General features: G+C 72.3%; 20 protein-coding genes. 4 read left to right on the forward strand and 16 right to left on the reverse strand.

Annotation, left to right across the window (positions count from 1 at the left end):
• Positions 1-66 precede the first annotated feature (66 nt).
• The 8 genes from ACFYZS_RS35775 to rimP all read right to left on the reverse strand — a co-directional run bounded on the left by ACFYZS_RS35775 (position 67) and on the right by rimP (position 8,360).
• A complete protein-coding gene (locus tag ACFYZS_RS35775; protein WP_389022249.1) occupies positions 67-1,023 on the reverse strand; it encodes a bifunctional riboflavin kinase/FAD synthetase in 957 nt (318 codons plus the stop codon).
• Positions 1,024-1,338: 315 nt separating this feature from the next.
• A complete protein-coding gene (truB, locus tag ACFYZS_RS35780; RefSeq protein WP_389022252.1) occupies positions 1,339-2,247 on the reverse strand; it encodes a tRNA pseudouridine(55) synthase TruB in 909 nt (302 codons plus the stop codon).
• Positions 2,244-2,702 (reverse strand): 30S ribosome-binding factor RbfA, encoded by a 459-nt coding sequence (gene rbfA, locus ACFYZS_RS35785; RefSeq protein WP_385590252.1) that lies wholly within the window; start codon positions 2,700-2,702, stop codon positions 2,244-2,246. The genes truB and rbfA overlap by 4 nt, the downstream gene beginning before the upstream one ends.
• A 28-nt stretch (positions 2,703-2,730) precedes the next feature.
• Entirely contained in the window at positions 2,731-3,024 is a 294-nt protein-coding gene (locus ACFYZS_RS35790; RefSeq protein WP_030651158.1) for a DUF503 domain-containing protein, read from the reverse strand.
• 153 nt (positions 3,025-3,177) lie between these two features.
• Positions 3,178-6,294 carry a translation initiation factor IF-2 gene (gene infB, locus ACFYZS_RS35795; protein ID WP_389022255.1) on the reverse strand — a complete coding sequence of 1,039 codons (3,117 nt, stop codon included), beginning with the start codon at positions 6,292-6,294 and terminating at the stop codon, positions 3,178-3,180.
• Between the two features lie 148 nt (positions 6,295-6,442).
• Entirely contained in the window at positions 6,443-6,730 is a 288-nt protein-coding gene (locus ACFYZS_RS35800; protein ID WP_389022258.1) for a YlxR family protein, read from the reverse strand.
• Between the two features lie 119 nt (positions 6,731-6,849).
• On the reverse strand, positions 6,850-7,860 hold the full coding sequence (gene nusA / locus ACFYZS_RS35805) for a transcription termination factor NusA (RefSeq protein WP_363178771.1): 1,011 nt from the start codon (positions 7,858-7,860) through the stop codon (positions 6,850-6,852).
• A gap of 2 nt (positions 7,861-7,862) precedes the next feature.
• A complete protein-coding gene (gene rimP, locus ACFYZS_RS35810) occupies positions 7,863-8,360 on the reverse strand; it encodes a ribosome maturation factor RimP (protein ID WP_030161476.1) in 498 nt (165 codons plus the stop codon).
• 155 nt (positions 8,361-8,515) lie between these two features.
• On the opposite strand from rimP, the gene ACFYZS_RS35815 reads away from it, so the two are divergent.
• From ACFYZS_RS35815 to ACFYZS_RS35830, 4 genes are read left to right on the forward strand one after another with little or no spacing between them, the layout of a single operon-like run.
• Entirely contained in the window at positions 8,516-9,076 is a 561-nt protein-coding gene (locus ACFYZS_RS35815) for a hypothetical protein (protein WP_389022261.1), read from the forward strand.
• Positions 9,073-9,531, forward strand: coding sequence for a ferritin-like domain-containing protein (locus ACFYZS_RS35820; protein WP_389022264.1), 459 nt, complete (start codon positions 9,073-9,075; stop codon positions 9,529-9,531). The genes ACFYZS_RS35815 and ACFYZS_RS35820 overlap by 4 nt, the downstream gene beginning before the upstream one ends.
• A gap of 16 nt (positions 9,532-9,547) precedes the next feature.
• A complete protein-coding gene (locus ACFYZS_RS35825; RefSeq protein WP_389022266.1) occupies positions 9,548-10,450 on the forward strand; it encodes an aminoglycoside phosphotransferase family protein in 903 nt (300 codons plus the stop codon).
• Between the two features lie 60 nt (positions 10,451-10,510).
• Positions 10,511-11,443, forward strand: a complete 933-nt coding sequence (locus tag ACFYZS_RS35830) for a slipin family protein (protein WP_389022269.1) — start codon at positions 10,511-10,513, stop codon at positions 11,441-11,443.
• Positions 11,444-11,471: 28 nt separating this feature from the next.
• Here ACFYZS_RS35830 and ACFYZS_RS35835 read toward each other — a convergent pair whose 3' ends face one another.
• From ACFYZS_RS35835 to ACFYZS_RS35870, 8 genes are all read right to left on the reverse strand, one after another.
• Positions 11,472-13,172 carry a proline--tRNA ligase gene (locus ACFYZS_RS35835; protein ID WP_389022272.1) on the reverse strand — a complete coding sequence of 567 codons (1,701 nt, stop codon included), beginning with the start codon at positions 13,170-13,172 and terminating at the stop codon, positions 11,472-11,474.
• Positions 13,173-13,214: 42 nt separating this feature from the next.
• Positions 13,215-13,787 carry a GNAT family N-acetyltransferase gene (locus tag ACFYZS_RS35840; RefSeq protein WP_389022274.1) on the reverse strand — a complete coding sequence of 191 codons (573 nt, stop codon included), beginning with the start codon at positions 13,785-13,787 and terminating at the stop codon, positions 13,215-13,217.
• 74 nt (positions 13,788-13,861) lie between these two features.
• A complete protein-coding gene (locus ACFYZS_RS35845) occupies positions 13,862-14,704 on the reverse strand; it encodes a GNAT family N-acetyltransferase (protein WP_389022432.1) in 843 nt (280 codons plus the stop codon).
• Between the two features lie 204 nt (positions 14,705-14,908).
• Positions 14,909-16,066 (reverse strand): flavodoxin-dependent (E)-4-hydroxy-3-methylbut-2-enyl-diphosphate synthase, encoded by a 1,158-nt coding sequence (ispG, locus tag ACFYZS_RS35850; protein ID WP_053693180.1) that lies wholly within the window; start codon positions 16,064-16,066, stop codon positions 14,909-14,911.
• Between the two features lie 185 nt (positions 16,067-16,251).
• Positions 16,252-17,553, reverse strand: coding sequence for a M50 family metallopeptidase (locus tag ACFYZS_RS35855; protein WP_389022278.1), 1,302 nt, complete (start codon positions 17,551-17,553; stop codon positions 16,252-16,254).
• Entirely contained in the window at positions 17,550-18,812 is a 1,263-nt protein-coding gene (gene dxr / locus ACFYZS_RS35860) for a 1-deoxy-D-xylulose-5-phosphate reductoisomerase (RefSeq protein WP_389022281.1), read from the reverse strand. The genes ACFYZS_RS35855 and dxr overlap by 4 nt, the downstream gene beginning before the upstream one ends.
• 12 nt (positions 18,813-18,824) lie before the next feature.
• On the reverse strand, positions 18,825-20,189 hold the full coding sequence (locus ACFYZS_RS35865) for a hypothetical protein (protein ID WP_389022284.1): 1,365 nt from the start codon (positions 20,187-20,189) through the stop codon (positions 18,825-18,827).
• Between the two features lie 91 nt (positions 20,190-20,280).
• Positions 20,281-22,224, reverse strand: coding sequence for an acyl-CoA dehydrogenase family protein (locus ACFYZS_RS35870; RefSeq protein WP_389022287.1), 1,944 nt, complete (start codon positions 22,222-22,224; stop codon positions 20,281-20,283).
• Between the last annotated feature and the right edge of the window lie 16 nt (positions 22,225-22,240).

Raw genomic sequence — 22,240 nt, forward strand, 5'->3', positions numbered from 1 at the left:
CCCGTACCTCCCGGAGGAGGTACGGGCCCTTGCGGTTTCGGGGCGATCAGCCGCCCGCGAGCCGGCTCAGCGGTCCTCGTCGTACGACTCGGTCAGCGTCCGCGCCCGCTTCACATCGTCCGCGATGGCTTCGAGCAGTCCGTCCAGCGAGTCGAACTTCGCCATGCCGCGCACGTACGCGAGGAAGTCCACGGTCACGTGCAGGCCGTACAGGTCCAGGCCGACCCGGTCGATCGCGTACGCCTCGACGGTCCGCTCGGTGGCGTCGAACTGCAGGTTCGTGCCGACCGAGATCGCGGCCGGCATCCGTTCGCCGTTGGCCGTGAGCCAGCCCGCGTAGACGCCGTCGGCCGGGATCGCGGTGTGCGGGGCGGTCTCGACGTTGGCCGTCGGGTAGCCGAGCTCGCGCCCGCGCTGGGCGCCGCGCACGACGACGCCCTCGACCCGGTGCGGCCGGCCCAGGATCTCGGCCGCGCCGTCCATGTCGCCCTCGGCAACCAGCCTGCGGGCCAGGGTGGAGGAGAACGGCACGCCGCCGCCCGCCGCGCCGCGCTCGACCAGGTCCACGACCTCGACCTCGTAGTCGTACGTGGCGCCCAGCTCGCGCAGGAAGTCGACGTTCCCGGCGGCACGGTGGCCGAAGCGGAAGTTCGGGCCCTCGATGACGGCCCGCGCGTGCAGCTTGTCGACGAGCACCTTCACGATGAAGTCGGCCGGGGAGAGCTGCGAGAACTCCGCCGTGAACGGCAGGATCAGCAGCGCGTCCACGCCCAGCCCGGCCATCAGCTCGGCACGGCGGTCGTACGGGGCCAGGATCGGCGGGTGGCTGCCGGGGCGCACGACCTCGCTCGGGTGCGGGCTGAAGGTGACGACGACGGAAGGGACCCCGAGCGCGCGGGCCTTGGCCACCGCCCGCCCGATGATCAGCTGATGGCCCCGGTGCACACCGTCGTACGAGCCGATGGTGACGACGCTGCGTCCCCAGTCCTGGGGGATGTCCTCCAAGCCACGCCAGCGCTGCACTGTGACCGCTCCTCGCCCGAACCGTGTAGGCCCTTGTACTGGTTGCCGATTGCTGGTCTAAGACTGCCATGTCCGTGCCCGGGGGCCAGCATCGGCATCTGGCTGGGACCGGTCTCCGTCATCTCGGGCGGGCGGCGCCCCGGCGGGGAGGGGGCACGGGCGGCGAAAGCGCCCCCTAATGCTCCCTCCAGTCACTCCGCGCGCCTGCTCGGACGGGTGAATACGAGGGCCCGGCTGGATAGAGACCTACCCGAGGGGGGTCGTGGAGCGGTGAGCGGCAGACGATGTGCGCTCACCGCTCCACGTCACACCGGATCAGGCGAAGACCGCCAGCGACTTCGCCTTGCCGCCCTTGCTCTCCACGAGTCCGAGCAGCACGCCCTCCGGCCCGTAGACCGCCACCGTCCGCCCCGCGGGGTACGCGTCCGGCATGTCGATCCGCACGCCGTTGGCGAGCAGCGAGGCCCGCCGGGCGTCGAGGTCCCAGCGCGGGAAGGCCGCGGCCGCCGCCTCGCCGATCGGCATGACGGTCAGCTCCTCCTGGAGCTGGTCCAGGGTCCGCGCCCGGTCGATCTTGTACGGGCCCACCCGGGTGCGCCGCAGCGCGGTGAGGTGCCCGCCGACGCCGAGGTCGGCGCCCAGGTCGCGGGCGAGCGCGCGGATGTACGTACCGCTGGAGCAGACGACGGAGACGACGAGGTCGACGACCTTGGTGCCGTCCTCGGCCTCGGCCTCGCGCATGTCGTACACCTGGAACGAGGAGATGGTCACCGGGCGGGCCGGGATCTCGAAGTCCTCGCCGTCGCGGGCGCGCTTGTAGGAGCGCACGCCCTTGATCTTGATGGCGCTGACCTTCGACGGGACCTGCATGATCTCGCCGGACAGCTTGGCGATGCCCTTGTCCACGGCCTCCCGCGTCACCGCGGAGGCGTCCGCGGAGGAAGTGATCTCGCCCTCCGCGTCGTCCGTCAGCGTGTTCTGGCCGAGGCGGATCGTCCCGAGGTATTCCTTCTCGGTGAGCGCGAGGTGGCCGAGGAGCTTGGTGGCCTTCTCCACGCCCAGGACGAGGACGCCCGTCGCCATCGGGTCGAGCGTGCCGGCGTGGCCGACGCGGCGGGTCTTGGCGATCCCGCGCATCTTGGCGACCACGTCGTGCGAAGTGAAGCCGGACGGCTTGTCGACGATGACAAGCCCGTCCGGCGTCTTCCCTGCGTTGTTGCTCATTCGGAGGCTGCGTCCTCGGCGTCGTCGGCGTCCTCGCCCGGCTTCTTGTACGGGTCGGCGTCACCGGCGTACTGCGCTCCGGAGGACACCTCCCGCACCTGGGCGTCGGAGGTCCGCGCCTTCTCGAGGAGGTCCTCGATGGTCTTCGCGTTCTCCGGGAGGGCGTCCGCGACGAAGGTCAGGGTGGGCGTGAACTTGGTGCCCGCCGCCCGGCCGACCGCGGAGCGCAGTACGCCCTTGGCGCTTTCGAGGCCCGCCGCCGCGCTGGCGCGGTCCTCGTCGTCACCGTAGACCGTGTAGAAGACCGTGGCCTCCCGCAGGTCGCCGGTGACCCGGGTGTCCGTGATGGTCACGTGCGTACCGAGGCGGGGGTCCTTGACACCGCGCTGCAGCTTCTCGGCCACCACCTCCCGGATGAGGTCCGCCAGCTTCTTCGCCCGCGCATTGTCGGCCACTGGTCCGTCTCCTTCTTATGTCTTGCAGTCAGTCTTCATCACCGTGCAGCCGCCGTCTCACCGACAGCAGCTCCACTTCCGGACGTGCCGCGACCAGCCGCTCGCAGCGGTCCAGTACATCCGAGAGGAACCCCGCGTCCCCACTGACCAGAGCGACCCCGATACGGGCCCTGCGGTGCAGATCCTGGTCGCCCACTTCGGCCGCGCTCACGGAGAACTTGCGTTGGAGCTCGGCGACGATGGGCCGGACGACAGAGCGTTTCTCCTTCAGCGAGTGGACGTCGCCGAGGAGCAGGTCGAAGGACAGAGTCCCCACGTACATTCAGTTCCGGATATCCCGCCGGTGCGGGTTCGGTGGCCTGCCGGCCGTCGCGCGGCAGGGTCACCAGAACCGTACACGCAACGGCCGGGGCCGATCGACGGATATTCCGCCGACCGGCCCCGGGCTTACGACACGGTGCGAACCGCCTCGCGCTTACGCGCGGGGCTTCTCGCGCATCTCGTACGTCGCGATGACGTCGTCGATCTTGATGTCGTTGAAGGAACCGAGGTTGATACCACCCTCGAAGCCCTCGCGGATCTCGGTGACGTCGTCCTTGAAGCGGCGCAGACCGGAGATGGTGAGGTTCTCGGCGATGACCTTGCCATCGCGCAGGAGCCGCGCCTTGGTGTTGCGCTTGACCTCGCCGGAGCGGATGAGGACACCCGCGATGTTGCCCAGCTTGGACGAGCGGAAGATCTCGCGGACCTCCGCCGTACCGAGCTCGACCTCTTCGTACTCCGGCTTGAGCAGACCCTTGAGGGCCGCCTCGATCTCCTCGATGGCCTGGTAGATCACCGAGTAGTAGCGGACGTCGACACCCTCGCGGTCCGCCATCTGCGCGGCACGGCCGGCCGCACGGACGTTGTAACCGATGACGATGGCGTCGGAGCCCATCGCCAGGGCGATGTCGGACTCGGTGACCGCACCCACACCGCGGTGCAGGACGCGGATGTCGACCTCTTCGCCGACGTCGAGCTGGAGCAGCGAGGACTCGAGGGCCTCGACCGCACCGGACGCGTCGCCCTTGATGATGAGGTTGAGTTCCTGGACCAGACCGGCCTTGAGGACCGAGTCGAGGTCTTCCAGGGACACCCGGCGGACGCGCTTGGCGAAGTTGGCGTTGCGCTCACGCGCAGCACGCTTCTCGGCGATCTGACGGGCGGTGCGGTCCTCGTCGACGACGAGGAAGTTGTCGCCGGCGCCGGGGACGTTGGTGAGACCCAGGACCAGGACGGGGGTCGACGGACCCGCTTCCTCGACGTTGTTGCCCTTGTCGTCGAGCATGGCGCGCACGCGGCCGTAGGCGTCGCCCACGACCATCGTGTCGCCGACCCGCAGCGTTCCGCGCTGGACGAGGACGGTGGCGACGGCACCGCGGCCGCGGTCGAGGTGGGACTCGATCGCAATACCCTGAGCGTCCTGCTCCGGGTTGGCGCGCAGGTCGAGCGAGGCGTCGGCGGTGAGGACGACGGCCTCCAGCAGGGAGTCGATGTGCAGACCCTGCTTGGCGGAGATGTCGACGAACATCGTGTCGCCGCCGTACTCCTCGGCGACCAGACCGAACTCGGTGAGCTGACCGCGCACCTTGACCGGGTCGGCACCCTCGACGTCGATCTTGTTGACCGCGACGACGATCGGGACGCCGGCGGCCTTGGCGTGGTTGAGCGCCTCGATCGTCTGCGGCATGACGCCGTCGTTGGCCGCGACCACGAGGATCGCGATGTCGGTCGACTTGGCACCACGGGCACGCATGGCGGTGAACGCCTCGTGACCCGGGGTGTCGATGAAGGTGATCTTGCGGTCTTCACCGTTGACGGTGGTGCCCACCTGGTAGGCACCGATGTGCTGGGTGATGCCGCCGGCCTCGCCCGCGACGACGTTCGTCTTGCGGATGGCGTCGAGCAGTCGGGTCTTACCGTGGTCGACGTGACCCATGACGGTGACGACCGGGGGACGCGGCATGAGGTATTCCTCGCCGCCCTCGTCCTCGCCGAACTCGATGTCGAAGGTCTCGAGGAGCTCGCGGTCCTCCTCCTCCGGGCTGACGATCTGAACTTCGTAGTTCATCTCGCCCGCGAGGAGCTGGAGGGTCTCGTCGGAGACGGACTGCGTGGCAGTGACCATCTCGCCGAGGTTCATCATGACCGCGACCAGCGACGCCGGGTTGGCGTTGATCTTCTCCGCGAAGTCGGTGAGCGAAGCACCGCGCGACAGGCGAACGGTCTCGCCGTTGCCGCGGGGCAGCATCACGCCGCCGACCGACGGGGCCTGCATGGCCTCGTACTCCTGGCGCCTCTGGCGCTTCGACTTGCGACCGCGACGGGCGGGCCCGCCGGGACGGCCGAAGGCACCCTGCGTGCCACCACGGGCACCGGGACCGCCGGGACGGCCACCGAAGCCGGGACGACCGCCGCCACCGGCGCCGGCCGGGCCGCCGCCGAAGCCGCCGCCACCCGGACGCGGGCCGCCGAAGCCGCCGCCGCCCGCGGGACGCGAGCCGGGACCGGCCGGACGGCCGGCGAAGCCGCCGCCGCCGGGACGACCGGCGCCACCGGGACGCGGGCCACCGGCACCGGGACCACGGCCACCGGGGCCGCCGCCGGGACGGGGACCGGGACCACCGGCAGCGGGACGCTGCGGCATCATGCCCGGGTTCGGACGGTTACCGCCGGGAGCACCACCGGGACGCGGGGCGCCGCCCTGCGGACGGGGCATGCCGCCCGGGGTCGGACGACCCGCACCGGGACCCTGCGGACGCGGAGCGCCACCGGGACCACCCTGCGGGCGGGGAGCACCCTGGCCGCCGCCGGCGCCGGGGGCACCGGGACGGGGAGCGCCGGCCGGACGGGGCGCCTGCGGGCGCGCCATGCCGGTGGAGCCACCAGAGGTGAACGGGTTGTTGCCCGGACGGGGACCGGCCGGACGGGCGCCCTGGGGACGCGGGGCCTGGGAACCGGGACCGGAGGGACGCTGTCCCTGACCGGGGGCGGTGCCGGCCGGGCGCGGGGCGCCGGGACGGGCGCCGGCCTGGCCGCCCTGGGCCGCGGGACGCTGCTGCGCCGGACGCGGGCCGGGGGTCGCGCCGGGACCGGCGGGACGCTCGGTGCGCGCCGGGGCCGCCGGAGGCGCGGAGAACTCGGTCGCCACGGGAGCCGCCGGAGCGGGCTTCGGGGCGGCCGGGGCCTTCGGGCCGGGACGCGGGCCGGAGGCGGCCGGGGTCACCGGGGCGGCTGCGGCCGGAGCCTCGGCAGCGGCCGGCTTGGGAGCCGGTGCGCCGGGCTTCGGCGCAGCGGGACGTGCAACGGCACCCGGGGTGGGAACCCCGGGCTTGGCGGGCGCGGCCTTGCGGGGCGCGCCCGGCTTCGCAGCGGACTTGCCGGCGTTGCCGCCGGGCCCCTGCAGTGCGTCAGTCAACTTGCGTACAACCGGCGCCTCGATCGTCGAGGACGCCGAACGGACGAACTCACCGAGTTCCTGGAGCTTGGCCATGACGACCTTGCTCTCAACTCCGAACTCCTTGGCGAGTTCGTATACCCGGACCTTAGCCACTTCGCTCCTTTTAGGTCCGGGTTACGCCGGACCGTCGCTACTTCATGGGCGTACTCATCGCGTACTCATCGAGTGCTCATCGCAATCTCGACCTACTTCCAACTCGCGAGGTACCTGACCGCACGGGGTATCCGTGCCGTACTACTTCTTACGGTGTCGCCTCGGCCACGACGGCCACGGCTTTGCTCAGTCCGGTCGTGTCGAGTGATCCCGGGGACCGAAGGGCCCGGGGGAACGCTCTGCGACGGACCGCCTTGTCCAGACAGACCACGGCAGGGTGCACGTAGGCGCCCCGGCCGGGCAGCGTACCGCTTGGATCAGGGACGCATTCGTCCCCGATCGCCACGATGCGCAGCAGATCGCTCTTGGCCGCTCGCTCCCGGCACCCCACACAGGTGCGTTCGGGGCATGCGCGGGCTTGCGTCCGGCCAGACACGCCTAAGTCTACCTCCCCGCACCGACCTCACCCCTTCGGGCGAAAAATCGAACGGATGTTGTCGAGATCTGCTGTCTTGATCCTGTCTACCGGCCGGACAGCTCCGACCGGTACCGGATTTATTCCCCGCCCCGGGCCCGGTCGGCGTCCGGGGACGCCTCGGTGTCGGGGCGGATGTCGATGCGCCAGCCGGTGAGCCGCGCGGCGAGGCGGGCGTTCTGGCCCTCCTTGCCGATGGCCAGCGACAGCTGGTAGTCGGGCACGGTCACCCGGGCGGAGCGCGAGTCCCAGTCCACGACCTCGACCTTGCTCACCCGGGCGGGTGACAGCGCGTTCGCGACCATCTCCGCCGGGTCGTCCGACCAGTCCACGATGTCGATCTTCTCACCGTGCAGCTCGGCCATGACATTGCGCACGCGGGCGCCCATCGGGCCGATGCAGGCGCCCTTGGGGTTGAGGCCCGAGCGGGTGGAGCGCACGGCGATCTTGGTGCGGTGGCCGGCCTCGCGGGCGATCGCCGAGATCTCGACGCTGCCGTCCGCGATCTCCGGGACCTCCAGCGCGAAGAGCTTCTTCACCAGGTTGGGGTGGGTGCGCGAGAGGGTCACGGACGGGCCGCGGACACCCTTCGCCACCCGTACGACGTACGCCTTGATGCGCAGGCCGTGCGTGTACTCCTCGCCGGGGACCTGCTCCTGCACCGGCAGGATGGCCTCCAGCTTGCCGATGTCGACGAGGACGTTCTTGGGGTCCTTGCCCTGCTGGACGACACCGGTGATGACGTCGCCCTCGCGGCCGGCGAACTCGCCGAAGGTCAGGTCGTCCTCGGCGTCGCGCAGACGCTGCAGGATCACCTGCTTGGCGGTCGTCGCGGCGATCCGGCCGAAGTCCGACGGGGTGTCGTCGAACTCCTTGGCCTCCTGCCCCTCCTCCAGGTCCCGCGGGTCCTCCGTCGCCCACACCACGACGTGGCCGTTGGTGCGGTCCAGCTCCACGCGCGCGCGCCGGAAGCTGCCCTCGGTGCGGTGGTACGCGATGAGGAGGGCCGACTCGATCGCCTCGACGAGCAGGTCGAAGGAGATCTCCTTCTCCCGGACCAGACCCCGCAGGGCACTCATGTCGATGTCCACGGCTACGCCTCCTCTTCCTTTTTGTCCTTGCGGTTGAACTCGATCTCGACCCGCGCCTTGGCGATGTCGGTGAAAGCAATGCGGCGGGCGGTCGCCTTGCGGCCCTTCACGCCCGGAACCTCGAGGTCCATTCCCTCGTCGTCCACGTCGAGGATGCGGGCGATCAGTTCCCCGCCCTCGGCGAGCTGGAACTTCACGAGGCGGTCGATCGCCCGTACGTAGTGACGGTGCTCGGTCAGCGGGCGGTCGGCGCCCGGCGAGCTCACTTCGAGGACGTACTCGTCCTCGCCCATCACATCGGATTCGTCGAGCTTGTCGGAGACCTCGCGGCTCAGCTCGGCACACGCGTCCAGTTCCACGCCCTCGTCGGAGTCCACGATGATCCGCAGCATCCGGCGCTTGCCGGCCTTGGACATCTCGATGTCCTCGAGGTCCAGGCCCTTGGCGGCGACGAGCGGCTCCAGCAATCCGCGCAGCCTGTCGCTCTGGGTGGTGCTCATCCGGGTGACTCCTCGGCCGCGTGTGCTGTTGTGGTTTACGTCGCGTGTCAGGTCAAAGGGTATCCGGTCGCGGAGGGTGTTGCCGTCAACCGTGGGGACGGGGCCCCGGGTACGGTGATCACACCTGCCCCGCCACCACCTTCGAGGACGTCGCCGTGCCCTGGACTCCGCCTTCGCGGCCCTCTCGCAGGAGCCTGCTCGCCGGCGCCGCCGGTGTCGCCGGCGCCGCGCTGCTCACCGGGTGTTCCGACGGGTCCGGCGCGCCGGACGCCGACACCGGGGTTCCACTCGAACGGCGGATGCGCGAGACGGCCGTTCGAGAGAGCGAGCGGCTGCTGGAACGTTACGACGCCACGGCCGCCGCCCATCCGGCCCTGGCCGCCCGCCTCGCGCCGCTGCGCTCCGCGGTCGCCGCGCACGCGGCGGCGCTGGCCTCCGCGGACGCCGCGACCGGCAGGCCCGCGGGTTCCGCGCCGCCGTCCCCCTCGCCCTCGTCCGCCGCGGCCGGCGCCCCCGTGGCGAGCGCCGAGCCCGTGCCGCCGAAGCCCGAGGAAGCCCTGACCGCCCTCGCGGACGCCGAGCGCGGCCTCGCCGAGGCCCGGACGGTCACCCTCGCCGGGGCTCCCGGGGAGCTGGCGCGGCTGCTGGCCTCGGTGGCCGCCTGCGGCGCCGTACACGCCCACCTGCTGACCTCGCCCCAGGGAGACAAGCCGTGACCCCCGCACCCCCCTCCGCGAGCCGCGCCCTGGAGGCGGCGCAGGCCGCGCTCGCCGCCGAGCACGCGGCCGCCTACGGCTACGGGGTCATCGGCGCCCGGGCCGCCGCCGCCCGGTCGGCGGAGGCCCGTGAGGCGTACGGCGGCCACCTCTCGCGCCGGGACGCGCTGGCCAGGACGGTGCGCGAGCTGGGCGGCTCGCCCCGGCCCGCGGAGGCGGCGTACGCGCTGCCCTTCGAGGTGCGCACCCCGGCCGACGCCGAGCGGCTGGCCGCCGAGATCGAGGACCGGGTGGCGGGCGCCTACTCCGATCTGGTGCGGGCCGCGGACGGCCGGCTGCGCCGCGAGGCGGCCGACGCGCTGAGCGCCGCGGCCGTCCGCGCGGCACGCTGGCGCGGGGTCGGCGTAGCCTTCCCTGGGCTCACGGAACGCGCAGAACGAGCCCGGACCAGCTGAAAGGGATCACGCACGCATGGCTTTCGAACCGCCGCAGCGGCTTGTACGGGCGCTCGGCGAGACGCCGGATTCGGCGCAGAACGCGGACTGGCTGGGGCAGTTGGCCCGGCTCGCCGAGGAGGCGCCGGCCCGGCGTGGGGTGCGGGTCCAGCGGGTGCAGGCCCCCGGCGGCCGGAGCAGTCTGGTCCTCCTCGTCCACTACGCCGACGGGACGCCGGCGGCGCTGAAGCTGGCTCCCCCGCAGGCCAGGCCCGACCGGGAGCTGGCCGCGCTGGCGCACTGGGGCGGTTTCGGGGCCGTACGGGTCCTCGACACCCGCCACCACGAGGAGGACGGGGCGCTGCTGCTGGAGCGGCTCCACCCCGAGGTCTCGCTGCGCTCGCTCCCGGAGGCGAAGGCCCTGCTGGAGGCGTGCGGGACGCTGCGCAGGCTGTGGGTGGCCCCGCCGGACCGGCACCCGTTCGAGACGGTGGCCGAGCGCACGGCGCAGCAGGCGGAACTGCTGCGCAAGGCCCCTGCGGAGACCGGGGCGCTGGCCTCCGCGGCGCTCGCGGTCCGCGAGGAGCTGACCGCGCTGCCCGGCGAGGAACTGCTGCTGCACGGGAACTTCCGGCAGGGCAAGGTGCTCGCGGGCGAGCGCGCGCCGTGGCTCGCGGTGGGGCCCGATCCGCTGGTCGGGGACCGGGCGTACGACCTGGCGCGGCTGGTAAGGGACCGGCTGGAGGACCAGGTCGCCTCCTCGGCGGGGGCGGCGGGCGCCCGCCGCCGGGTGAACAAGCTGGCCGACTCGCTGGAGCTGGACCGGGACCGGCTGCGGGGCTGGACGCTGTTCCGCGCGGTGGAGTCCGGCAACCGGGCGCTGGCCGCGGGACGGCGCCGGGAGGCGGAGCTGCTGCTGGAATTCGCGGCCTGGTTGTAGGGCATACCGTAGATACGGGGTGCCTCGTGGATTCCGGCCGGTGCCTCGCGGGAGGCCGTCATGGTCCAGGAACTGGTGGCAGCGGGAATCGGCGCGGCCGTGGGCATAGCGGCGTACGCGGGCGTGGCCTCACGGGTGGTGCGGCAGTACGAGCGGGGCCTGGTCTTCCGCTTCGGCCGCCTGCGGGAGGGGATCCGGGGGCCGGGCTTCACCATGATCCTCCCGTTCATCGACCGCATGCGGAAGGTGAACATGCAGATCGTGACGCTCCCGGTGCCCGCACAGGAGGGCATCACGCGGGACAACGTCACGGTGCGGGTGGACGCGGTCGTGTACTTCAAGGTCGTGGACCCGGCGAACGCGATCATCGAGGTCGAGGACTACCGGTTCGCGGTCTCGCAGATGGCGCAGACCTCGCTGCGCTCGATCATCGGCAAGTCGGACCTGGACGACCTGCTGTCCAACCGTGAGCAGCTGAACCAGGGGCTGGAGCTTATGATCGACAGTCCGGCGGTGGGCTGGGGCGTGCAGATCGACCGGGTCGAGATCAAGGACGTCTCGCTGCCGGAGACGATGAAGCGCTCGATGGCGCGGCAGGCGGAGGCGGACCGCGAGCGGCGGGCGCGCGTCATCAACGCGGACGCGGAGCTGCAGGCCTCGAAGAAGCTGGCCGAGGCGGCAGCGGTGATGTCGGAGCAGCCGGCGGCGCTGCAACTGCGGCTGCTGCAGACGGTGGTGGCGGTGGCCGCCGAGAAGAACTCCACGCTGGTCCTGCCCTTCCCCGTGGAGCTCCTGCGCTTCCTGGAGCGCGCGGCCCCGACGCCGGGCGGGGCCGAGCCGGCGCCGCAGGCCCCGCCCGCGGTCGCCGGGGACTCCGCCCCGCCCCGGCTCACCGGGCCGGACCCCGAGGCCCGGGTCGACTCCGACCCCGACGCCCTGGTCGACCCCGACCCCGGCGTCGACCCCGCCTCCGGCGAACCGGAAGCGGACTGACGGCGGGGCCGGGCGCCGGGAGGGCGGATCAGGCCGTCGTCAGGCGGGCGAGGGCTTCCGCCAGGGGGAGTTCCTCGCGGGTGCCGGTGGCGCGGTGCTGGAGTTCGACCACCTCGTCCGCGGAGCGGCGGCCCGCCACCAGGATCCAGGGGACGCCGATCAGCTCCGCGTCGGTGAGCTTCACGCCCGGGGACAGGCCCGGGCGGTCGTCCAGCAGGACCCGCAGCCCGGACGCGGCCAGGGCCTCGGCCGCCTGCTCCGCGAGCCCCAGTTGTACGGCCTTGCCCGCGGCCACCACGTGGACGTCCGCCGGGGCCACCGCCGCCGGCCAGGCCAGGCCCCGCTCGTCCGCGGTCTGTTCGGCCAGCGCGGCCACCGCCCGCGAGACCCCGATGCCGTAGGAGCCCATCGTGACCCGCACCGGCTTGCCCTCGCGGCCGAGCACGTCCAGCCCGAAGGCGTCGGCGTACTTGCGGCCCAGCTGGAAGATGTGCCCGATCTCGATCGCCCGGTCCAGCCGGAGCCCGGCGCCGCAGCGCGGGCAGGGGTCGCCCGGTTCGACGACGACCACGTCGAGGTACCGGTCCACCTCGAAGTCCCGCCCGCAGACCACGTTGCGGGCGTGCGTGTCCGCCTTGTTGGCGCCGGTCACCCAGGAAGTGCCGGGCGCGACGCGGGGGTCGGCGAGGTAGCGGACCTTGCCGAGGCCCTGCGGGCCCACGTAGCCGCGTACCAGGTCGGGGCGGTCGGTGAAGTCCTCGGCCGTCACCAACTCCACGACCGCCGGGGCCAGATGCTCCCCGAGCTTGCCGAGGTCCACCTCCCGGTCCCCGGGGACGCCCACGGCCGTGATCTCGCCGTCGACCTTCACCAGCAGGTTCTTCAGCGTCGCCGACGCGGGCACGCCGAGGTGCGCGGCGAGGGTCTCGATCGTCGGGGTGTCGGGCGTGTCCACCTCCTCGATCGCGGGGTGCTCGGCGTCGACCGGGGTCAGCGCGAAGGTGACGGCCTCGGTGTTCGCCGCGTAGTCGCAGGACGGGCAGTCCACGAAGGTGTCCTCGCCGGCCGGTGCGGGTGCCAGGAACTCCTCCGACGCCGAGCCCCCCATCGCCCCCGACACCGCGGACACGATGCGGTGGTCCAGGCCGAGGCGCTCGAAGATCCGCTGGTACGCGGCCCGGTGGAGGGCGTACGACTCGGCGAGGCCCTCGTCGCTCACGTCGAAGGAGTACGAGTCCTTCATCTGGAACTCGCGGCCCCGCAGCACCCCGGACCGCGGCCGGGCCTCGTCCCGGTACTTGGTCTGGATCTGGTAGAGCATGACCGGCAGGTCCTTGTAGGACGTGCACTGGTCCTTCACCACGAGGGTGAAGATCTCCTCGTGGGTGGGGCCGAGCAGGTAGTCGGCGCCCTTGCGGTCCTTGAGCCGGAAGAGCAGGTCCCCGTACTCCGACCAGCGCCCGCTGACCTCGTACGGCTCCTTCGGCAGCAGCGCCGGGAGCAGCACCTCCTGGGCCCCGATCGCGTCCATCTCCTCGCGGACGATGCGCGAGACGTTGTCGAGGACCTTCTTGCCGAGCGGCAGCCAGGTCCACACGCCGGCGGAGCTGCGGCGGACGTATCCGGCGCGGACGAGGAGGCGGTGGCTGAGGGTCTCCGCGTCGGCCGGGTCCTCGCGGAGGGTCTTGGCCATGAGGCGGGACATGCGCTGCACGTGTTGCGATGACATGCCGGGAGGCTACCGGGGGTGCCCGGCCCCCCGGAAACCGTTTCAGGGCCTGCGCAGCGGCAGCGGGGCGCCCATCACGGCGTACGGGAGGCCGGCGCTCGGGAAGTGCACCTGGCGGGCCAGGTCCGTGTAGCCGAGGGCCCGGTAGAGCCCGCGGGCCGGGCTCTCGGTGTCGATGGCGGAGAGGATGGAGCGGGGCTCCTCGGCGGCGTCGGTGAGCCGGGTGATGAGGGTGCGGCCGACGCCGCGGCCCTGGAAGCCGGGGTGGACGTGCAGCTCGGTGATCACGAAGGAGCGGTCGAGCCACCCGTCGAGGCCTTCGGAGCGCAGGTACGGCTCGACGACGGAGGACCACCAGTACGCCCGGTCGTTGGGCATTCCGTACACGAACCCGGCGAGGGCCCCGTCCTCGGTGAAGGCGCCGAGGGCGCGGGCCCCGCGGCAGGTCATGTGGCGCTGCACGATGTAGCGCCGGATGCCGACCTCCTCCTCGCTGAGCCCGAAGGCCACGGCCTGCACGCGCAGGGCCTCGTCCACGCGGTCGGCGAGGTCGAGGGGGCCGATGCGGAGTCCGGCGGGCCGGTCGGGGCCGTCGCCCTCGGGGGTAGGCAGCATGCCGCGACCTTACTGGGCGTCCTCCGCTCCCGTCCCTACGCCCCCGCACGTACCGGACACCGCGGGGGCTCGCGTCAGAAGAGCACGCTCATGAACGCGCCCACCTCGCGGAAGCCGACGCGGCGGTAGGCGGCGCGGGCCGCGGTGTTGAAGTCGTTGACGTAGAGGCTGACCACGGGAGCGACGTCGCGCAGGGCGAACTCGACGACCGCGGCCATCCCCGTCTCCGAGTGCCCGCGGCCACGGAACTCGGGGTCCACCCACACGCCCTGGATCTGGCAGGCGCGGGCGGTCGCGGCGCCGATCTCCGCCTTGAAGACGACCTTGCCGTCCTCGATGCGGGCGAAGGAGCGGCCGGTGCCGACCAGCTCGGCGACCCGGGCCTGGTAGAGCAGCCCGCCGTCGCCCGCCATCGGCGAGACGCCGACCTCCTCGGTGAACATGGCCACGCAGGCGGGCATGATCGTGTCCATCTCGTCCTTGCGGATCCGGCGCACGAGCGGATCGGGACGCACGTCGGTGGACGACTGCTCGGTGACCATGAGCGGCTGGTGGGAGCGGACGTCGCGGGCCGGCCCCCAGCTGGGCTCCAGGAGCCGCCACAGCAGCCGGGTGGCCTCGGCGGGGCCGACGATGGAGGAGCAGCGGCGGCCGGTGCGGCGGGCCCGGTCGGCGAAGGCGCGGACGGCGTCGGAGTCGGCGCAGACGGGGACCAGGTTGGCGCCCGCGTAGCACAGGGAGCGGAGCCGGCCGTCGGTGTAGTAGCCCCACATCTCGCCGCCCAGCCGCCACGGGTCGAGGCCGGCGACCTGGACCCGGGAGGTGACGAAGGCGTTCTCGACCGGCTCGCGTCCGAGGACTTCGAGGGCGGCGTCGAGATCACTGGGCTCAAGGACCCGGGTGGTGGTCTGCGTCAACACTGGGGCCTCACCATACAAGTCTGCTGATCTCCGCACTGTACCCGGCGTCACCGGAGGATGCCTGGTCCCACGGGTCACGAAAAAGCCCCGGCCCCGCCCGCGAGCTGCGGGAACGGGGCCGGGGCCGATGCCTTCGGGGGCCGGGCGGGGGGCCCGGGCGCCGTGGTGCTCAGACGCCGTGGTGCTCAGACGCCGTGGTGCTCAGACGCCGATGGCGACGGTCGGCTCGCCGGAGGCGATGCCGTCCTTCTCCATCTGCTCGGCGATCTTCATCGCCTCCTCGATGAGGGTCTCCACGATCTTCGACTCGGGGACGGTCTTGATGACCTCGCCCTTCACGAAGATCTGGCCCTTGCCGTTGCCGGAGGCGACGCCGAGGTCGGCCTCGCGGGCCTCGCCCGGGCCGTTCACGACGCAGCCCATGACCGCGACGCGCAGCGGGACCTCCATGCCCGTGAGGCCGGCCGTGACCTCTTCGGCCAGCTTGTAGACGTCCACCTGGGCGCGGCCGCAGGACGGGCAGGAGACGATCTCCAGGCGGCGCGGCTTGAGGTTCAGGGACTCCAGGATCTGGATGCCGACCTTGATCTCCTCCACCGGCGGGGCCGAGAGGGAGACGCGGATCGTGTCGCCGATGCCCTCGGAGAGCAGCGCGCCGAAGGCGACGGCGGACTTGATGGTGCCCTGGAAGGCCGGGCCGGCCTCGGTGACGCCGAGGTGCAGCGGGTACTCGCACTGGGCGGCGAGCTGGCGGTAGGCGTTGACCATGACGACCGGGTCGTTGTGCTTGACCGAGATCTTGATGTCGCTGAAGCCGTGCTCCTCGAAGAGGGAGGCCTCCCACAGCGCGGACTCGACCAGCGCCTCGGGGGTGGCCTTGCCGTACTTCTTGAGCAGTCGCGCGTCGAGGGAGCCGGCGTTGACGCCGATCCGGATCGGGGTGCCCGCGTCCTTGGCGGCCCGCGCGATCTCCTTGACCTTGTCGTCGAACTGCTTGATGTTGCCCGGGTTCACGCGGACGGCGGCGCAGCCGGCGTCGATCGCCGCAAACACGTACTTGGGCTGGAAGTGGATGTCGGCGATGACCGGGATCTGCGACTTCTTCGCGATCACGGCGAGCGCGTCGGCGTCGTCCTGCGTCGGGCAGGCCACGCGCACGATGTCGCAGCCGGAGGCGGTCAGCTCTGCGATCTGCTGGAGCGTGGCGCCGATGTCGGAGGTCCTGGTGGTCGTCATCGACTGCACCGAGATCTGTGAGTCGCCGCCGACGGCCACCGAGCCGACCTGGATCTTGCGGCTGACCCTGCGGTCGGCAAGCTTCGTCGGCACGGCCGGCATTCCGAGAGAGATGGCAGTCATCTGCTGTGCAACCCCAAGGTGTGGATCAAGGTCCCGAGATCGGCGGGCTCCAGGCTTCGAGATTACGCCAATCAAGGGGCCGCTCACGCATCCGAGGGGCTGGAACACCCGAACGTAGGGAGCCGGGCACGATGCGTGCCCGGCTCCCTCGCGGCTCCCGTGCGCCCCGTACGGGAGCGGACGTACTAGGTGATCTTGATCGGGTTCACCACATCGGCCACGAGCACGAGCAGCGTGAAGCAGACGAACACGCCGGCCACCACGTACGCGGCGGGCATCAGCTTCGCCACGTCGAACGGACCGGGGTCGGGACGCCGGAACACGCGCGCCACGGTGCGCCGGACGGACTCCCACAGGGCGCCCGCGATGTGCCCGCCGTCCAGCGGCAGCAGCGGGAGCATGTTGAACAGGAACAGCGAGAGGTTGAAGAACCCGACGAGCTGGAGGAAGAACACCAGCCGCTGCTCGGCCGGGATGTCCAGGGTCGCGATCTCGCCGCTGATCCGGGCCGCGCCGACGATGCCCATCGGGGAGTCGGGCTCGCGCTCGGCCCCGCTGAAGGCCGCGTTCCACAGTGCGGGGACCTTGGCGGGCAGCTTGAGCAGCCCCTGGACGCTGTTGTCGACGACCTCGCCCATGTGGTCCACGGACTGTCCGAAGGACAGCGGGGCGATCTCGCTCTTCGGGGTGAAGCCGAGCCAGCCGGCCGTCACGTACTCGCCCTTGACGTACCCGCCGTGGCCGTCGGTCTTGGCGACCTTGTTCTCGATCAGCTTGACGGGCAGGGTCTGCTGCTGCCCTGCGCGCACGACCGTGACGGTGGCGGGGCCGACGGTGTCGCGGATCTGCTTCTGCAGGGCGGCCCAGTCGGTCAGCTTGCGGCCGTTGAACGCCACGATCCGGTCGCCCGCCTGCAGCCCGGCGGCCTTGGCCGGGGCGACCGGGTCGCCCGCCTTGCAGACCTCGCGCTTCTCGCTCTGCTGGATGACGCACGGCGAGATGCTCGCGACCTGCGTGGTCGTCTGGCTGATGCCGAAGCTCATCCAGACGCCGAAGAAGATCGCCAGCGCCAGCACCAGGTTCATGAACGGGCCCGCGAACATCACGATCACGCGCTTCCACGGCCGGCGCGTGTAGAACAGCCGCGTCTCGTCGCCGGGCTGGAGCTCCTCGTACGCCGCCGAGCGCGCGTCCTCGATCATCGAGCGGAACGGCGAGGTCGACCGGGCGGTCACCTTGCCGTCCTCGCCGGGCGGGAACATCCCGATCATGCGGATGTAGCCGCCCATCGGGATGGCCTTGATCCCGTACTCGGTCTCGCCCTTGTGGCGCGACCAGATGGTCGGGCCGAAGCCGACCATGTACTGGGGCACGCGGATGCCGAAGAGCTTGGCCGTGGAGAGGTGGCCGAGCTCGTGCCACGCGATGGAGACGAGCAGCCCGAATACGAAGATGAGTATTCCGAGCACCGTCATGAGTGCTGTCATGCGCGCGCCTCCACGGCGGCCCTGGCCGCCATCTCCTGTGCCCGGGCCCTGGCCCAGGTCTCCGCTTCGAGGACGTCCCGGACGGTCAGGGAAGTTCCCGCGTCCGGCGTTCCGTGCTCATCGACCACGGCAGAGACCGTATCCATGATTGCTGTGAACGGCAGCCGACCGGCCAGGAACGCCTCGACGCACTCCTCGTTCGCCGCATTGAACACGGCGGGGGCGGTGGAGCCCAGGGTGCCCACGTGCCGGGCCAGGCCGACCGAGGGGAAGGCCTCGGTGTCGAGCGGGAAGAACTCCCAGGTCGACGCCTTGGTCCAGTCGAAGGCGGGCGCCGCGTCCGGGACGCGCTCGGGCCAGCCGAGGCCGATCGCGATCGGGCCGCGCATGTCCGGCGGGGTGGCCTGGGCGAGCGTGGAGCCGTCGGAGAACTCCACCATCGAGTGGACGTAGGACTGCGGATGGACCACGACCTCGATGCGGTCGAAGGGGATGTCGTAGAGCAGGTGCGCCTCGATGACCTCCAGCCCCTTGTTGACCAGGGTCGCCGAGTTGATGGTGATCACCGGGCCCATGGCCCAGGTGGGGTGCGCGAGGGCGTCCGCGACGGTGACTTCGGCCAGCTCGGCGCGGGTACGGCCGCGGAAGGGGCCGCCGGAGGCGGTGACCACGAGCTTGCGCACGTCGGCCCGGGTGCCGGCGGCGAGGGCCTGGAAGAGGGCCGCGTGCTCGGAGTCGACCGGGATGATCTGGCCGGGCTTCGCGAGGGCCTTGACCAGCGGGCCGCCGACGATCAGCGACTCCTTGTTGGCCAGGGCCAGCGTCCGGCCCGCCCGCAGCGCGGCGAGGGTGGGCGCGAGGCCGATGGAACCGGTGATGCCGTTGAGGACGGTGTGGCACTCGGAGGCGGCGAGCTCGGTCGCCGCGTCGGGGCCGGCCAGGATCTCGGGCAGCGGCTCCGAAGCGCCGTACTGGGCGTTCAGGGCCTCCTTCAGGGCCGGTACGACGTCTTCGCGGGCGACGGCCACGGTGTGCACCCGCAGCTGCCGGGCCTGCTCGGCCAGCAGCCCGACGCGCCCGCCGGCGGCGGACAGCGCGGTCACCCGGAACCGGTCCGGGTTGCGCAGGGCGAGGTCGATGGCCTGGGTCCCGATGGACCCGGTGGATCCGAGGATGACGATGTCCCGCCGGCCGGCCGCGGGGTCGAAGAGGAGGTGCGGATCGGCGAGGGGGGCTGGGCGGTCGCTCATGCCCCCCATTGTTGCCGCAACTCAGGGGCGCGTGGACACGGAGTCCCCGTCGGTGACCCGCAGCAGCAGGTGCGGGAGCGTTCCGGCGAAGTCGGGGAGGGTGCGGGCCACCCGCCACCAGGCGTCCGGGTCCTCGCCGAGGGCCAGGGCGAACAGCCGGTCCGCCTCCGCGCGGGCGGCGAGCACGGCCCCGGGGCGGTCGTGCCGGTCGGGATGGTCCACGTCACCGAGCCAGTGGTCCTCGTCCAGGGCCCAGCAGGCGGGCAGCTTGTGCCGGACCACGTCGACGCCGGTGAGCAGGGACCGGTCCAGGCAGTCCCGCACCCAGCGGATGTCCTCTTGGACGGTCTCCATCGGGACGGCGAGGCTGGCCAGGGCGAGTTCCCGCTCCACTCCCCCGCTCACCGGCTCGGCGGCGGTCGGGGCCAGGTGGCGCACGGCCCGCGCGAGGGCCTCCTCGGGTCCGGCGCCGGCGCCGGCGCTCGCGGCAGAGGGCGCGGCCGGACGCTCGGGTGCGGGCAGGCTCCCCTCGACCACGGCGGCCACCAGGTCCGGCAGCGGCCCGGCGAAGCCGGGGGCGTGGCGCAGCAGTTCGGACCAGAGCCGGGGGTCGTCCCCCAGCGGGGTCAGCGCGCGGGTGACGGCCGTCCGCATCCCGGCCTGTTCGGGCAGGTTCCAGCGCAGGCCCGGGCGGGGCGGGAGGTGGCCGAGGAGCAGCGTGTGGCGGGCCGGGGCCACGCAGGCGACGAGCTCCTCGTGGGTGAGCCGGCCCATCCGGACGGCGCGGACGGCGGGCCGGTGCCAAGAGCGCCCGTCCCGGAGCGCGGCGGGGGTGGCGAGCAGGGCGCGCACGGTCTCGTCGGGCAGCTCCGCGACGAGCAGCAGCGCCTCGACGGCGCCGGGCGGCAGCGGCTGCCGGGCGTGCTCGGCGGCCGCCTCGCCCGGATCGAGTGCGTGCGGCAGCCGCAGGACGTCGAGGGCGGTGCGGGGCCCGCGTATGCCGTGCCGGCGCAGCAGGCCGATCAGCTCCGCGGTGGTGAGGGCGCCGTCGGCGGGGTCCCGGCCGAGCTCGGCGCGCAGGACGGGCAGCAGTTCGGGCGGGGTCCGGCGGCGGGCGTACCGGGCGGGGCCGGGCAGCCCGGGCAGGGGCCGCCCGACGACGCGGGGGTTGCGGGCGATGAAGTGGCGGTCCGCCTCGCTGCCGTGGCGCAGGAGCAGCGTGACGGCGGAGGCGGGGAGCCACTCGTCGCGGCACAGGTACTTGCGGGTCGGCCGGTCGAGCCGGCCCAGCAGGTCGAGGGCGATGTGGTCCGGTGCGTGGCGCAGGACGTGCGCCACGCACCAGGCCAGCCGCCGGCTGTCCCGGTCTTCCACGGCCGTCGACATCGCTGCCCGCCTTGCCCTCGTGCCGGTGGGCGTACGCCCACCCGTACCCGTGCACCCGTACATCAGTGCGCCTGAGGTCGATCCTCTCAGGTCAGCGGAGGGGACGGTGCACGTTTTTGTGAGTCGACGGGCCCGGAGTGGCGTCCGCGATCCACGGGCCGTCGCCGGAGGGGTCGAGCACGCCCTCCTCGAGCCAGGTGTAGGTGCCGGACAGGACGCCCGCGACGACCTTGCGGTCCAGGTCGTCGGTGTTGGACCAGAGCCGCCCGAAGAGCTCCTCCACGCGGATCCGCGACTGCCGGCAGAAGGCGTCGGCCAGCTGGTAGGCCTCGCGGCCGTGCTCCCCGGAGGCCCGCAGGTGCTCGGCGCGCACGCAGGCCGCGCTCATCGCGAAGAGCTCGGCGCCGATGTCGACGATCCGGCCGAGGAAGCCCTGCTTGGTCTCCATCCGGCCCTGCCACCGGGACATGGCGTAGAAGGTGGAGCGGGCCAGTTTGCGGGCGCTGCGCTCGACATGGCGCAGGTGGACGGAGAGGTCGGGGTGGCCGCCCGGGTGGAAGGCCCGGTAGGTGCCGGGGACGTGGCCGGGGCCGGTGGCCAGCTTGGGCAGCCAGCGGGCGTAGAACCCGGCGGCGCGGGCTCCGGCCCTGGCCTTGTCGCCGAGGTCCTTCTCGGGGTCGATGAGGTCGCCGGCGACCGACAGGTGGGCGTCGACGGCCTCGCGGGCGATCAGCAGGTGCATGATCTCGGTGGAGCCCTCGAAGATCCGGTTGATGCGCAGGTCGCGCAGCATCTGCTCGGCGGGGACGGCGCGCTCGCCGCGGGCGGCCAGCGATTCGGCGGTCTCGAAGCCGCGCCCGCCGCGGATCTGGACGAGCTCGTCCGCCATCAGGCAGGCCATCTCGCTGCCGTAGAGCTTGGCGAGGGCGGCCTCGATGCGGATGTCGTTGCGGTCCTCGTCGGCCATCTGGGAGGCGAGGTCGACGACGGCTTCGAGGGCGAAGGTGGTCGCGGCGATGAAGGAGATCTTGGCGCCGACGGCCTCGTGCCGGGCGACCGGGCGGCCCCACTGCTCGCGGACGGCGGACCATTCGCGGGCGATCTTCAGGCACCACTTCCCGGCGCCGACGCACATGGCGGGCAGGGACAGCCGGCCGGTGTTCAGCGTGGTCAGTGCGATCTTCAGCCCGGCGCCCTCGGCGCCGATGCGCTGCGCGGCGGGCACCCGGACCCGGTGGAAGCGGGTGACGCCGTTCTCCAGGCCGCGCAGGCCCATGAAGGCGTTGCGGTGCTCGACGGTGATCCCGGGGGAATCGGCCTCCACGACGAAGGCGGTGATCCCGCCGCGGTGGTTCTCCGACTTCGGTACGCGGGCCATCACCACCAGCAGGTCCGCGACCACCCCGTTGGTGGTCCAGAGCTTCACCCCGTCCAGGACGTACGCGTCCTCCCCGTCCGGGACGGCGGTGGTGGCCAGGCGCGCCGGGTCGGAGCCGACGTCCGGCTCGGTGAGCAGGAAGGCGCTGATGGCGGTGGTCGCGCAGCGCGGCAGGTACGTGTCCTTCTGCTCCTGCGTGCCGAACATCTTCAGCGGCTGCGGGACGCCGATCGACTGGTGCGCGGAGAGCAGGGCCCCGATGGCGGGGCTGACGGAGCCGACCAGGGCCAGCGCCTTGTTGTAGTACACCTGGGTGAGGCCCAGGCCCCCGTACTTGGGGTCGATCTTCATGCCGAGGGCGCCGAGCTCCTTGAGCCCGCGCACGGTCTCGTCGGGGATCCGCGCCTCGCGCTCGATGCGCGCGCTGTCGATCTCGGTCTCGCAGAACGCCCGCAGCCGGGCCAGGAAGGCCTCGCCGCGCCGGACGTCCTCGTCCGCCGGCATCGGGTGCGGGTGGATCAGGTCGAGCCGGAAGTGCCCCAGGAACAGTTCCTTGGCGAAGCTGGGCTTGCGCCAGTCCTGTTCCCGGGCCGCTTCCGCGACCTGCCGTGCCTCGCGCTCGGTCACCTTGGGCTGTGCGGGCTGTGTTGCGGACATGAGGGGACTCACCTCG

The sequence above is a fragment of the Streptomyces sp. NPDC001903 genome, assembly GCF_042891345.1.
In the GTDB taxonomy this organism is placed as follows: Bacteria; Actinomycetota; Actinomycetes; order Streptomycetales; family Streptomycetaceae; genus Streptomyces.